General features: G+C 40.3%; 15 protein-coding genes. 12 read left to right on the top strand and 3 right to left on the bottom strand.

Going from position 1 to position 14,015, the window contains the following annotated elements; genetic code table 11:
• Window positions 1-97: 97 nt before the first annotated feature.
• From pcnB to yjgA, 7 genes are read left to right on the top strand one after another with little or no spacing between them, the layout of a single operon-like run.
• Complete coding sequence (gene pcnB, locus A7A69_RS04035) at window positions 98-1,552, top strand: polynucleotide adenylyltransferase PcnB (RefSeq protein WP_152876363.1); 1,455 nt, start codon at window positions 98-100, stop codon at window positions 1,550-1,552.
• Window positions 1,549-2,040: a 2-amino-4-hydroxy-6-hydroxymethyldihydropteridine diphosphokinase gene (gene folK, locus A7A69_RS04030; RefSeq protein WP_120369986.1), complete on the top strand. Its 492-nt coding sequence runs from the start codon at window positions 1,549-1,551 to the stop codon at window positions 2,038-2,040. The genes pcnB and folK overlap by 4 nt, the downstream gene beginning before the upstream one ends.
• A 36-nt stretch (window positions 2,041-2,076) precedes the next feature.
• On the top strand, window positions 2,077-2,886 hold the full coding sequence (gene panB, locus A7A69_RS04025; protein WP_120370076.1) for a 3-methyl-2-oxobutanoate hydroxymethyltransferase: 810 nt from the start codon (window positions 2,077-2,079) through the stop codon (window positions 2,884-2,886).
• Window positions 2,887-2,889: 3 nt separating this feature from the next.
• Window positions 2,890-3,735 (top strand): pantoate--beta-alanine ligase, encoded by an 846-nt coding sequence (panC, locus tag A7A69_RS04020; protein ID WP_152876362.1) that lies wholly within the window; start codon window positions 2,890-2,892, stop codon window positions 3,733-3,735.
• A gap of 21 nt (window positions 3,736-3,756) precedes the next feature.
• Complete coding sequence (gene rapZ / locus A7A69_RS04015; protein ID WP_152876361.1) at window positions 3,757-4,608, top strand: RNase adapter RapZ; 852 nt, start codon at window positions 3,757-3,759, stop codon at window positions 4,606-4,608.
• Window positions 4,605-4,874 (top strand): HPr family phosphocarrier protein, encoded by a 270-nt coding sequence (locus A7A69_RS04010; RefSeq protein ID WP_151980853.1) that lies wholly within the window; start codon window positions 4,605-4,607, stop codon window positions 4,872-4,874. Before rapZ ends, A7A69_RS04010 begins: the two co-directional genes overlap by 4 nt.
• 2 nt (window positions 4,875-4,876) lie before the next feature.
• Window positions 4,877-5,413: a ribosome biogenesis factor YjgA gene (gene yjgA / locus A7A69_RS04005; protein ID WP_120369982.1), complete on the top strand. Its 537-nt coding sequence runs from the start codon at window positions 4,877-4,879 to the stop codon at window positions 5,411-5,413.
• Window positions 5,414-5,487: 74 nt separating this feature from the next.
• Here yjgA and A7A69_RS04000 read toward each other — a convergent pair whose 3' ends face one another.
• Window positions 5,488-7,128: an acyl-CoA synthetase gene (locus tag A7A69_RS04000; protein ID WP_152876360.1), complete on the bottom strand. Its 1,641-nt coding sequence runs from the start codon at window positions 7,126-7,128 to the stop codon at window positions 5,488-5,490.
• 428 nt (window positions 7,129-7,556) lie between these two features.
• Between A7A69_RS04000 and thrS the strand changes: the two genes are divergently transcribed.
• From thrS to A7A69_RS03975, 5 genes are all read left to right on the top strand, one after another.
• Window positions 7,557-9,479 carry a threonine--tRNA ligase gene (thrS, locus tag A7A69_RS03995; RefSeq protein WP_120369981.1) on the top strand — a complete coding sequence of 641 codons (1,923 nt, stop codon included), beginning with the start codon at window positions 7,557-7,559 and terminating at the stop codon, window positions 9,477-9,479.
• 5 nt (window positions 9,480-9,484) lie between these two features.
• Window positions 9,485-10,036 (top strand): translation initiation factor IF-3, encoded by a 552-nt coding sequence (gene infC, locus A7A69_RS03990; RefSeq protein WP_120369980.1) that lies wholly within the window; start codon window positions 9,485-9,487, stop codon window positions 10,034-10,036.
• 117 nt (window positions 10,037-10,153) lie between these two features.
• Window positions 10,154-10,486 carry a DUF7709 family protein gene (locus tag A7A69_RS03985; RefSeq protein WP_151980850.1) on the top strand — a complete coding sequence of 111 codons (333 nt, stop codon included), beginning with the start codon at window positions 10,154-10,156 and terminating at the stop codon, window positions 10,484-10,486.
• A 155-nt stretch (window positions 10,487-10,641) separates the two neighbouring features.
• Window positions 10,642-11,262: a glutathione S-transferase N-terminal domain-containing protein gene (locus A7A69_RS03980; RefSeq protein ID WP_151980849.1), complete on the top strand. Its 621-nt coding sequence runs from the start codon at window positions 10,642-10,644 to the stop codon at window positions 11,260-11,262.
• 64 nt (window positions 11,263-11,326) lie between these two features.
• The gene (locus A7A69_RS03975; protein WP_151980848.1) at window positions 11,327-11,755 is read left to right on the top strand and encodes a YqaA family protein; all 429 of its coding nucleotides are present in this window, start codon (window positions 11,327-11,329) and stop codon (window positions 11,753-11,755) included.
• 33 nt (window positions 11,756-11,788) lie between these two features.
• On the opposite strand, the gene A7A69_RS03970 is transcribed toward A7A69_RS03975, so the two are convergent.
• Together A7A69_RS03970 and A7A69_RS03965 are read right to left on the bottom strand one after the other, a co-directional pair.
• Window positions 11,789-12,526 carry an energy transducer TonB gene (locus A7A69_RS03970; RefSeq protein ID WP_120369976.1) on the bottom strand — a complete coding sequence of 246 codons (738 nt, stop codon included), beginning with the start codon at window positions 12,524-12,526 and terminating at the stop codon, window positions 11,789-11,791.
• Window positions 12,527-12,659: 133 nt separating this feature from the next.
• A complete protein-coding gene (locus A7A69_RS03965; protein ID WP_120369975.1) occupies window positions 12,660-13,913 on the bottom strand; it encodes an MFS transporter in 1,254 nt (417 codons plus the stop codon).
• Window positions 13,914-14,015: the final 102 nt, after the last annotated feature.

The raw sequence follows: 14,015 nt of genomic DNA, 5'->3' as shown, positions 1-14,015 counted from the left end.
GCCTAATCATTGAGAGAATCAAATTGCCCTTTAGTCGGGTTAGAGATATGATTAGCGCATCTTATCATTTACGTTCAGACGTAGGAGACAGCGTCTTTTGCAAACTTTGCGCGCGTCAAAATGTGGTTTATCTACAACGCAACTTCCTTCTTCTATCCTAGATGTGATCGATAGTCTAACCAAAGCAGGTTATGAGGCTTATATTGTCGGCGGTGGGGTCAGAGATCTTATGTTAGGTCTGAATCCCAAAGATTTTGATGCCGTGACTAACGCCACGCCTGCTCAGGTCAAAGAAGTTTTTGGTCGACGTTGCCGTATTATTGGACGACGGTTTGAGTTGGCTCATGTCTATTCTGGTCGTGAACTGATCGAAGTCGCAACATTTCGTGCTCCACCTAAAAAAGCGGTGACGAGTACTTCTGGCATGATTTTGCGTGATAATAACTGGGGCACCATTGAGCAAGACTTTGCCCGACGCGATTTTTCAATCAATACTTTATATTATCAACCACGTAAAGGTATTGTGCTGGATTTTTGCGATGCCATTTCTGATGTAAAAAATAAAACTTTACGTCTGCTTGGTGATCCAAAACAGCGTTTTGAAGAAGATCCTGTACGGATGTTGCGTACATTACGTTTTGCTGCCAAATTAAATTTTGATATTGATCCTGACATCTTAAAAATCTTTGATGTCGAAATGACGCAACTTTTACGGGACGTATCTCCGCATCGTCTATACGATGAGTCGCAAAAATTATTTACTATGGGGCATTTGGCTCGGGTTTTACCTATGCTCATTGAGTTTGATATCTGGAAGCAATTATTTGCAGATATTAAGCCTGACATCAGTAAATTTATTGAGCGAGCAGCGAAAAATACCGATCAACGTATACAGATTGGTAAAACCATCAATCCTGCATTTTTCTATGCGGTATTGCTGTGGAAGCCTTTTTTAGAGCGCTGTGATTTTTATCTATCAAAAGGTATTGTTCCTGCAGAAGCACGTGCACAGGCAGGTCTGGATGTGCTTAAGCGTCAGGCAACCCGTACTGTTATTCCACGTTTTGCTGAAACTTTTATTCGTGAAGTTTGGGAAATGCAGGTGCGTTTACTCAATCCGAAACCGCAGCAGATTGAAGCATTGGCTGGACACGCACGTTTTCGTGCTGGATTTGACTTTTTATTGCTACGTGAAAAATCGGGTGATGACTCAACGCAAGGCATGGGGCAATGGTGGGATCATTATCAATCTCTTTCTATTGATGAAAAAGAGACTGCGATTAGCCAATATAATCGACAACGTGCAAAAACACGGCGTAAACAAAATACCGAAATTGTTGAATCTAAAGAACCTAGCGTAGAAATTGAGCCATTGGTCAAAACGCCAGAACCGCGTAGCCGACGCGCTCGCCGTGAACAAACACGTACTAAAGACCATGTAGGGCGTAACACTGAGTCTTCTTCGGAAAATACCAATATCGATCGTCCGATCATGAAGCGTAAACGAGTGCAGCGTGATTTGAGTCAGGTTATCTTTGGGCCGACACAATGAGTCATGTCGTGACATATATTGGGCTTGGAAGTAATCTTGGGGATTCGCCCCAGATTCTTCGTGATGCAATTCAGCGATTAAATGAGTTGGGTCAACTGAAAGTTTCTAGACTTTATCAGAGTCCACCTATGGGACCACAAGATCAACCGCATTATTATAATGCAGTTGTTCAGCTTACGACCACGCTGTTACCTTTGGACTTACTTGATCAATTACAAAAAATTGAACAGGAAGCGGGACGTGTGCGTTTACGTCGTTGGGGAGAGCGGACTTTAGATCTGGATTTACTTATTTATGCTGAGCAAGACATTCAAAATCAGCGGTTGACTGTGCCACATATCGGGTTACTTGAGCGTGATTTTGTCATCGTACCTTTGCTTGATATTGATCCTGATTTGATTGTAAAAGGTCAAAAGCTAAAAGATTTAGAACTGGTAAAACATCCGTCTTTAACAGTTGTTGCGGATGGCAACTGGGTTGAAAAATAACTTGCCTGTTTGGGTAGGTTGATAGAGGACATCATGATGATTAGTCTAAGTGACTTAAGAAAATTTAAAAGTGAAGGACGTAAGTTTTCCTGTCTGACTTGCTACGATGCGAGCATGGCCAAAGCAATGGAACTTGCGAATATCGACTCAATTTTGATTGGTGATTCTCTGGGAATGGCAATTCAGGGTCATGACTCTACGTTACCTGTGACTGTTGAAGATATGGCTTATCACACAGCAGCGGTACGCCGTGGTAACAGTCATGCATTTATTATGACTGATTTGCCTTTCATGAGTTATGCCACCTTAAATGATGCTTTGCAAAGTGCAAAAAAAGTCATGCAGGCTGGTGCGCAAATGATCAAAATCGAAGGCGGTGCATGGCTTGCTGAATCTGTACGTGTTTTGACACAAAACGGTATTCCTGTCTGTGTACACTTGGGTCTTACACCGCAATCGGTACATGTGTTTGGTGGTTATAAATTGCAAGCCAGAACCCGTGAAGCGGCAGATCAGTTGATTGCAGACTGTACTGCGGTGGTAGAAGCAGGGGCTGCGTTGTTGTTGTTAGAATGTGTTCCCGCACAGTTGGGTCAGGAAATATCTGAATTATTTCCAAACATTCCTGTTATTGGGATTGGTGCAGGTAATCAAACCGATGGTCAGGTCTTGGTTGTACAAGATATGTTAGGTCTGACTTTTGGGCGTGTGGCACGATTTGTGCGTAATTTTATGAAAGAACAGTCAGGCGAAACTGCGATTGTGGATGCATTTAAAGCTTACCACTTAGCTGTACAGGATCAATCTTTCCCTGCATTAGAGCATACTTTTCAAGTTGAGCTGTAACTCATGAAAACAGAAACAACTATACACGGTCTAACCGCATCTTTGCAGACAGCTCGAACAAGTCGTAAAACGATTGGTTTTGTGCCAACTATGGGGAATTTGCATCAGGGGCATCTTAATTTGGTGCGTGAAGCAAAAAAACTCTGCGATGTAGTCGTCGTCAGTATCTTTGTGAATCCAATCCAGTTTGGTGAAGGTGAAGATTTCGAAAGCTATCCACGTACACTGGAGCAAGATAGCCATCTACTGGCAGATGTCGGCTGTGACATTATTTTTGCACCTACCGTCGATCAAATGTATGGTAAGCAACCACGCCTGACCAATATCACGGTCGGTGGTATTACCAATGACTTATGTGGTCAATCACGTCCAGGTCATTTTGATGGGGTCGCAGTTGTTGTAACCAAGCTGTTCAATATTGTACAACCTAACTTTGCTTTTTTTGGTCAAAAAGATTATCAACAATTGGCTGTGATTCGCCAGTTTGTTAAAGATCTAAACATTCCTGTTGAAGTGATTGGTGTGCCTATTACTCGTGCAGAAGATGGTCTGGCATTAAGTTCGCGTAATGGTTACCTGACAGAAGATCAGCGTAAAATTGCACCCACTATTTACCAATCTCTGAAACAGGCTGAAAAAGAGTTACACGCAGGGGCGGCATTATCTGAGGTGTTACTCAATATCAAAACACATTTGACAGATGCTGGATTTGTTGTGGACTATGTCGAAGCACGTCAGCCAAACTTGCAACCCATTGAGATATTTAATCAGGATATCGTTTTGTTTATTGCAGCCAAGTTAGGTTCAACGCGTCTGATTGATAATTTACAGGTTCAATTTAAGGCATAATAATAAAAGGACAGTCATGCCATGAAGCGTATTCTTATCGTCACAGGGCAATCTGGATCGGGGAAATCTTCTGCATTGCAGGTTTTGGAAGATCTAGGTTACTACTGTATTGATAACCTGCCTTTGGCATTGCTGCCAGAAATTGTGTCTAAGCTAGATCATGAAAATAATCTGGAACAATTAGCACTTGGGGTGGATGTTCGCAGTACACGAGCAGATTTGCAGGAATTTGATCAGGTATTTGAACAATTACAACGACATGGTTCTGTCGATGTCATTTATTTGACGACACAGGATCAAGAGTTAATTGCACGCTTTAGTTCCTCGCGTCGTCCACATCCATTGGCGAGTCGTTTTAAAAGTCTGAATGAATGTATTCAAGAAGAAAAACAGCTCTTGATGCCGATCCAGTTTAGATCTACCGTACATATTGATACGACGGATAAAAGTGTGCATGATCTTAAGCATACTTTGCTCTCTAAATTGGGACAGTCAGATAAATTAATTCTGATTTTACAGTCGTTCGGTTATAAACATGGTATTCCTTTAGATGCCGACTATGTCTTTGATGTAAGGCATTTACCTAATCCTCATTGGGATTTGGAGTTGCGTAAATTTTCAGGACTAGATAAACCCGTACAGGATTTTTTGGAAGCCAGCTCACAAACCAATGACATGTTTAATGATGTTTATCAGTTTTTAGATAAATGGTTGCCAGTCTTTGCAGAAGGACATCGTCATTACATGACCATTTCAATTGGTTGTACAGGCGGTCAACACCGTTCGGTTTATATTGTAGATAGACTAAAAAAGGCGCTTGAGGCAAAATGGTCTATTCAGGTCTTACATAGAGAAATGAAGCACTGGTCATGATTGACACCACAGTTGATGTAATTAATAAACTTGGCCTACACGCACGTGCGTCGGGGAAATTGATCGAAGTCACGACTAAGTTTCGATCTTCTATTCAGATTGGTAAAGGCGATAAACTCGTTGATGCCAAAAACATTATGTCCTTGCTGATGCTCGGTGCAGGCAAGGGAACCACTTTGCGTTTAGTGATTGATGGCGCTGATGCTGAAAAAGCAGAAGAAGAAATCAAAGCACTATTTGCAGCAAAATTTTATGAGGCAGATTAACCGTGGCACGTCGTCCCAACAAGCGTTACAGTGAAGAAGATTTTGATTCTTTAGAAGGGCGTGCAAGTAAAACTGAACAGAAGAAAGCTGTGCAGCGTATGGCAGCACTGGGTGAGCAGTTAGCAGAGCTTTCAGCAAAACAAATCCAAAAGCTTCCTGTCGATGAGCGTTTAATTGATGCGTTATTAGATGTACAAACCATCACTTCATTTGAGGCACGTCGTCGCCAGTTTCAACGTATTGGTAAATTATTGCGTAATGAAGATGAAACCGTGATTTTATCTTATCTAACGCCACAACAGGGTTTAAAAAAGCAGGCGCAATTGCAACGTTGGGTCGATCGTATGATCGAACAAGGTGATCCTGCGATTAATGAATTCAGTAAAACTCACAATGCGTCTGAACGGCATACTTTGCGTCAGCATGTACTTCGTATTCATCGCGATGTGACACAAGGGCTGAGTGAAGATGAAATAGCAGCATCTAAACTGAAATTTTTCAACTATGTTCAGCAAACTGCATTACTATCTGATAATTGATTTTACTGTATTTTAGATTCATCGATTTTGTATTCAACGCCAGTCAATTCAATCATTGACTGGCGTTTTTATGATTAACTAAACTCTCCCGTGGCACGTTCCTTTGCCCATTCTCGCAAAATGAACTTTTGCAATTTACCTGTCGAAGTTTTTGGAATCTCAGTAATGACGATATCTTTAGGGACTTTAAAACGCGCTAATTTTTGCTGACAATGCGCGATTAATTCATCAGTCGTTACACTTGCACCCTGTTTTAATTCAATAAAAGCACAAGGGACTTCCTGCCAACGCGGATCTGGTTGAGCAACTACCGCAGCGGTCATCACAGCAGGGTGTTGATATAATACTTCTTCAACTTCGAGTGATGAAATGTTTTCACCGCCAGAAATAATAACATCTTTGGCTCGGTCGGTAATTTTAGCATAACCATCTGCGTGACAGACTGCTAGATCTCCGCTGTGAAACCATCCTCCTGCAAAAGCTTCTTCTGTCGCTTTCGGATTTTTAAGATAGCCTTTCATCACAATATTGCCACGGAACATAATCTCACCAAGCGTTTTTCCATCCGCGGGAACAGGTTGCATGGTTTCAGGATCAAGCACACGCATACTGTCCTGTAAAGGGTAAGGAACCCCTTGGCGGGAATGTAATTGAGCCTGTTCCTGAATAGATAAATCATTCCAACCTGCTTGAGATGCGCACAGTGCGGAAGGGCCATAGGTTTCTGTCAATCCGTAAACATGGGTAACAATGATACCAATATGACGCATACCTTCAATTATGGCCGCAGGGGGTGCTGCACCAGCAACCATGACTTCAACCCGATGATCAAACTTAAGTTGTTTATCTTTAGGCGCATTAATCAGCATAGACAATACGATAGGTGCCCCACAGAAATAATCGACTTTATGCTCGGCAATGAGTCTAAATACAAGTTCAGGATCAACTTTGCGCAAACAGACATTGGTGCCACCATTAGCCGCAATTGTCCATGCAAAACACCAGCCATTACAGTGAAATAGCGGCAAAGTCCATAGATAGCGAGCGCGTGGAGTCATACCACAGGCAATAATATTACTTGCTGCATTTAGATAGGCGCCTCGATGATGATAAACCACACCTTTGGGATTACCTGTCGTGCCAGAAGTATAATTCAGACTGATCGCATCCCATTCATCATTTGGAAGTGACCATTCAAAATGTGTATCGCCTTGACTGAGCCATGTTTCATATTCAATCTGACCAATTGGATTAGATAGTTCAGACTCATATTCGGCATCAGCAACATCAATTACATAAATCTGCTGCGAAACAAGTGACAAGGCTTCCTGAGCAACTTGGGCAAATTCAGGATCAACCAAAAGCACTTTGGTTTCTGCATGCTCGAGCATAAAAGCAATAGTTTTGGCATCAAGTCGAGTATTTAAGGTGTTAAGAACTGCACCCGCCATAGGAACAGCAAAATGTGCTTCGATCATGGCGGGAATATTAGGGAGTAAGACTGAAACAGTATCGTTTTTTTGAATCCCCAACTGTTGTAACTGATGGGCAAATTGGCAACAACGTTGATATGTCTGTTTCCATGATAACTGACGTGTACCATGAATAATGGCGGATTGATCTGGATAAATATAAGCAGCACGTTCCAGATAGCGTAAAGGCGATAGTGCTACAAAATTGGCAGCCGTTTTAGGTAGCTCGTCATAAGCATTCATGGTCATAGACTCCGTGTCATTGTTTTAATGTTTCTTCATCAAAAGATAGGGTTTTAAATTCATCAAATCATTTAGGCTTTAGTCTTAGAGCTTATTTAGATTTATATCCTGAGATGAAAAAAACTATTCGTCTTTCTTTCATCATAAACGCGTCATGAAAAAGACCCTAAAAATTTTTACTTTATTTTGTTTTGACTTATTTGGCTTGCAAAGCGCCTAATCATCCCCATTCAAATAGATGTCTAAAGCAAAAAATTGAGAAACTTATCTTTTTTTAAGTATAGTTGTTTTCTCAGGCTTCCAACACGTGTAAAATTCTGGCTACTTTTTATGTTACCCACCGTTTTTATCTTTTGAGGTTTTCCTCGATCATAATCTCGCGGTGATATGCTCCATTGTGCGGGGCATCACTCCTTAAGGATTTTCTTATGCCAATTATCACATTGCCAAATGGCGATCAAAAATCATTTGATCAAGCGGTCTCCGTTATGCAGGTCGCGCAAAGTATTGGGCCAGGCCTTGCAAAAAATACCGTTGCAGGTCGTGTTAACGATCGCCTTGTAGATGCATGTGACTTAATCACCGAAGATGCAACTGTACAAATCATTACGCCTAAAGATCCTGAAGGTGTCGAAATTATTCGTCACTCTTGTGCGCACTTAGTTGGACATGCAGTCAAGCAATTGTTCCCTGAAGTGCAAATGGTGATTGGGCCAGTCATTGAAGAAGGTTTTTATTACGATATCTTCAGTCCTAAGCCATTTACATTAGATGATATGGCTGCGATTGAAGCACGTATGAAACAGTTGATTGATCAGGACTATGATGTCATTAAAAAAATGACACCGCGTGCTGAAGTCATCAAAGAATTTCAATCTCGTGGTGAAACTTATAAATTACGTTTGATTGATGATATGCCTGAAGAAACTCAAATGGGCTTGTACTATCATCAGGAATATGTGGACATGTGTCGTGGTCCTCATGTGCCAAATACCAAATTTTTGAAAAACTTCAAGCTGACTAAAATTTCAGGTGCTTATTGGCGCGGTGATGCCAAAAACGAGCAGTTGCAGCGTATCTACGGTACAGCTTGGTCTGATAAAAAAGAGCTTGCAGCTTATATCAAACGTATTGAAGAAGCTGAAAAGCGTGACCATCGTAAAATTGGTAAAGCGCTTGATTTATTCCATATGCAGGAAGAAGCACCGGGCATGGTATTCTGGCATCCAAATGGGTGGACTATTTATCAGGTGCTAGAACAATACATGCGTAAAGTTCAGCAGGATAACGGTTATCAGGAAATCAAGACACCGCAAATTGTTGATTTTAGTTTATGGGAAAAATCAGGACATGCAGCAAACTATGCTGAAAACATGTTTACCACCCATTCAGAAAATCGCAATTATGCTGTTAAACCGATGAACTGTCCTTGCCATGTGCAAGTATTCAATCAGGGTTTAAAATCCTACCGTGATTTACCAATTCGCTTGGCTGAATTTGGTTCATGTCACCGTAATGAGCCGTCTGGTTCTTTACATGGCATTATGCGTGTACGTGGCTTTACCCAAGATGATGCACATATTTTCTGTACCAAAGAGCAGATTGGGCAGGAAGTTGCAGACTTTATCCAATTGACTTTAGATGTATATAAAGACTTTGGTTTTGAAGATGTACAAATGAAACTGTCAACTCGCCCTGAAAAGCGTGTAGGTGAAGATGCGCTTTGGGATCTTGCAGAAAAATCTTTGGCGGATGCTTTGGATGCTGCGGGTCTTGAGTGGGAGTTACAACCTGGTGAGGGTGCATTCTACGGGCCAAAAATTGAATTTTCATTGAAAGACAGTTTAGGTCGTGTTTGGCAGTGCGGTACCATTCAGTGTGACTTTAACTTGCCAGAACGCTTAGATGCGTCATTTGTGACTGAAGACAATGAACGTGATCAGCCAGTAATGTTACACCGTGCAATACTTGGCAGTTTTGAGCGTTTTATTGGTATACTTATTGAACACTATGCGGGTTTTATGCCACCGTGGTTATCACCTGTGCAAGCTTGTGTAATGAATATTACCGATTCGCAAGCTGAGGCATGCCAACAAGTGGTGGCAAAACTCAAAGAAAATGGTCTTAGAGCGATTTCTGACTTGAGAAATGAGAAAATCGGCTTTAAGATTCGTGAGCGTACACTTGAGCGTATTCCGTACCTTTTAGTATTAGGTGACCGTGAGGTTGAGGAAGGTACTGTTAATGTTCGTACTCGCTCAGGAAAAAATTTAGGTACTATGTCAATTGATACATTTATTGACCTAGTGAAATCTGCCGTTGCCGAACGTGGCCGGTACATTGTGGAGTAAGAAAGATTAAACAGCCTGATCGTAACCAACAACAAGGTGCAAAAAGTAACCGTCCTGCGATTAATGACGAGATCCGTGCGAAAGAAGTACGCCTCGTTGCCGCAGATGGAGAACAAAAAGGAATCGTTTCACTTGCTGAAGCGTTGCGTGCTGCGGAAGAAGTAGATCTTGATCTTGTCGAGATTGTTGCTAATGCAGAACCACCTGTTTGTAAAATCATGGATTACAACAAGCACTTGTTTGATTTAAAGCAAAAGCAAAAAGATGCGAAGAAAAAACAGCATCAAGTACAGGTCAAAGAAATCAAACTACGCCCAGCAACGGATGTAGGTGATTATCAAGTTAAGTTGCGTGCGATTTTAAAGTTCCTTGAAGAAGGTAACAAAGTTAAAATCACCTTACGTTTCCGTGGTCGTGAAATGGCACATCAACAGCTTGGTTTGGCGCAATTGCAAAAAATTGAAGCCGACGTGACAGATTTTGGTGTAGTTGAACAAGCACCAAAAATGGAAGGTCGTCAAATGGGTATGTTACTTGGCCCTAAAAAGAAAAAGTAAGATTTATCCATAAAAAAACGCAGCCTAACCGCTGCGTTTTTTTATATTTATTTTTAGCTCGTATTGAAAATAATTTGGTCACACTCACATTATAAAAATAACCATGTGGAGAAAAATATGAAAAATATTGAAGGTACATCACAACTTGCCCAAATTAATCAGAAAGTGATTGAAGACGGTCAAGTACTTCCTGCGGTCAAACTTAAAGATGGTACTCAAGTACAAACGGGAACGGTTGCGACCATGCTATATAACATTCAGCGCTACAATGACGGTGAGCGAGGTCGTATTGAACAGGAGTTAATTTTGGCGATCCCGACCTTATTCAAAGTAGGATTATTCGATCTTTTTTCTATTGAAGAGTGGGTTAATGGAGAAAATCTGGGGCGTAAATTTGTTGGAGAGCAGGCAAGAAAATATCAAAATAAACAGCGTGAGTTGGACAAATAAGGATTTAGATTCTCACTGAATGATTTTCTTTAAGGTTGTTAAGCAAATACACTGCTAAAATAAATCACTTTGTATACTTTTATTAGATGCCAAAAATCATGTTATAAACGTATACAAAAATTTAAAGATAGAAAAATAGGATAAGCAGGTATTTCATGATAGACCTATATTATTGGGGAACTCCCAATGGACATAAGATCACCATCGCGCTCGAAGAAATGGGGCTGGAATATCAAATTTTTCCGATTAATATCTTAGAAAATGATCAATTTCAGCCAGACTTTTTAAAAATTTCTCCAAACAATAAAATTCCTGCCATCATTGATCAGAATGGCCCAAACCATGAGCCAATTTCCATTTTTGAATCTGGTGCGATTTTACAATATTTGGGTCGTAAGACAGGGTTGTTCTATCCAGCAGATGAACAAGAACGTGTTGAAGTTGAGCAATGGTTGATGTGGCAAATGGGTGGCTTTGGCCCAATGCTTGGTCAAAATCATCATTTTGGTCGTTTTGCTAAAGAAAAAATTCCTTATGCAATTGAACGTTATGTGACTGAAACTAAACGTTTGTATAAGGTGTTAAACACTCAGTTAATTGGGCAAAAGTTTGTTGCGGGTGAGTATTCAATTGCTGATATGGCGATTTTACCTTGGGTGTTACGCCATGAATGGCAATCTATCGATTTGAATGACTATCCTTATGTGAAGGATTATGTGGAACGGCTTACTGCGCGCCCAGCCATACAAAAAGCTTTATCCATTCAAATTGTCTGATTTTTTTACTGAAAGATGATTGGATCTTTGATAAAAAGAAACTGCTTTTATCAAAGATCTACGTATGGCTTATTTATTTTTATTTCTGTCCGCATTTGGTGCTGCGACCTTATTACCATTGCAGTCAGAAACGGTGTTGTTTTCCCTTTTTGTATTAAATCAGCATGTTGTTAGTCTTTTATTATTGGTCGCTGTCATTGGAAACGTACTTGGTTCCTGTGTCAACTGGTGGTTGGGACTTCAAATTGAACATTTTAAATATAAAAAATGGTTTCCTGTTTCAGAATTACAATTAAAAAAAGCGCAAAATATTTATCATCGCTATGGGTTTTATTCTTTATTGCTGAGTTGGGTGCCAATTATAGGCGATCCAATTACCTTAATTGCAGGTGTATTAAAAGAAAATTTCTGGCGTTTTATTATTGTGGTGAGCATTGCAAAAACTGGACGCTATCTTTTTATCTATTTACTCTATCTTGGTGTAATTAACTGATCAGAAAGCTATCTTTCTGACCAGTTCAAAGTATTAGTGTGTAGAACATTCATCAAATTTAAAGACAATCTCATCTTTTAAGTTCGATTTTTTAAAAAACCAGAGTTTGGTTGGTACATCTATTTTTGCATTAGAAATTGCCTGCATTACCTGTGCATCCAACGCATAAATACCTGATCCTTTTTTAATCTTTACTTTACTAACATCACCTTGTTTATCGACTTTAAAGTTAATCCGCACGAGGCGATCTTTACCCTTGAGTGCATCACGTCCGACACTTAAAGCAGGCTGCTGAATATAATGAAATGGGGCGGATTTATTCGCTTGTTGTTTTAACCAATTTGCTGAATCAAAGTGATAAATGCATTCAGTTGCCGCATTCGCTTCTTTATAATCCAGATTAAAGGTTTGATAGCCAATTGTAGAAATTAAATTTCCATCCTGTTGATATGGCTTAACTTTTGCTTGCTTTGTTGCTTTAACCAATACTTCATCCAGCTTTTTATTGCCTGTACTTTCTTGTACTTTGACTTGAGTGACAGTGCCAGTCTCATCCGCAGCAACACGTAAAATGGCAGAGCGACTTTGGCCATCTAAGTCATCGTTGTTGTAACTGAGCTGAGGAAATTCACGCCATTCAAGGCGTGTAGTCAAATGTGCAGGTAGTGCAGAGCTTTTTTGTGGCGCTAATTGTGATGAGTTCTCTTTGGCATAAACTTGAGTAATAGATAAACCTGCAAAAAGTGCAAGGAACAAAATAGATCGTTTCATCTTAGTTGGTTTTGATGGTTAAAGCATTGTTGCGAAGTATTCCCTGTTCAGGAAATACACGCAACAAAAAAATGCAGACTTTAGGGTCTTTAAGAATAAATCACGTTATTTCAGTGCAAAACATTCACGCAGGCTATTGATCTGAGCCTTTGTTAATATCAACATGAAATAAATCTTTAGTTTTTGTCCAGCTTAATATGACCACTGCCAGTGTCATACAGCCACCAAAAATAGTCGCGGTAATTGTTCCAAGATATTTGGCTGCCAACCCTGACTCAAATGCACCAAGTTCATTACTACTTGACACAAACATACCATTCACTGCTGCAACACGGCCCCGCATATTTTCTGGTGGAAAAATTTGTAGAATGGTTTGACGAACCACCACAGAAATACTGTCACATGCACCTGTCATTGCCAATGCGAAAAGTGATAACCACATATGATGTGAAAAGGCGAAAATAATGGTAAATATCCCAAAGCCAGCAACGGCCAATAACATATTGCGCCATGCGTGATGGGTTGGAGGAAATTTAGTGAGGGCAATCATGGTGAATAAGGCACCAATTGAAGGCGCAGCGCGTAGATAACCTAATCCTTCTGGGCCAACCTTTAAAATATCTTCGGCAAAGATGGGTAGTAATGCGACCACACCCCCAAAAAGTACCGAGACCAAATCTAAAGAAATCGCCCAAAGGACAATTTTAGTTTTCCAGATAAAACGAAAGCCTTCTCCCAGACTTGACCACATATTTTCATGTTCAATCGCAGGGAAGCTTCTTTTCTTGAGTAATAAGATCAAACAAAAACAAACGAACAGCAAGATAGAAACACTAAACAGGCTTGTTTCTCGACCTAAAAAAGCCAACATAAAGCCACCGAGCATTGGTCCTAAAATAACACCACTTTGCCAGCCTATTGTTGTCCATGTTGCACCGTTGGCATAAAGTTCCCGCGGAATCAAAAATGGCTTGAGTGATGTAGCAGAAGGGCTATAAAAACCACGAATGACTCCAAAACAGAAAATAACCGAATAAATCCCTAATGCTAATGTATGTACACCAATCTGGTTTAAACCGTATAAATGAAAGAGCCCCCAAAGCACTAAGGGCAGAGGAAATGAAAAAAACAGACAAATTTTCATAATCAGTTGTTTATTAAACTTATCTGCTGCATAGCCTCCCCATAGTGAAAGACTAATGAATGGAATCGCTTCAGCGAGTCCAATCAAACCTAAGGTAAGAGGGTCTCTGGTAATTTTATAAAGAGAATAAGCAACAATAATTTCCTGAATCAAAATGGCAAGCGTCAGGCAAAATTGATTGACGGTAATAATGGAAAAATCGCGATATCGGAGCGCCGCAAAAGCATCCTGCTTGGGTTTCATAACTATCGTATATTGAGAATCTTGCTCCAATTATAAGCATGAATTCTTAAAAAAAGATGATCAGTGCTCTTATTTTATAGATGGAAAATAGCAGAACTTATT

Source organism: Acinetobacter guerrae (genome assembly GCF_009372255.1).
In the GTDB taxonomy this organism is placed as follows: Bacteria; Pseudomonadota; Gammaproteobacteria; order Pseudomonadales; family Moraxellaceae; genus Acinetobacter; species Acinetobacter guerrae.
This window is presented reverse-complemented; position numbering and strand designations above follow the sequence as displayed.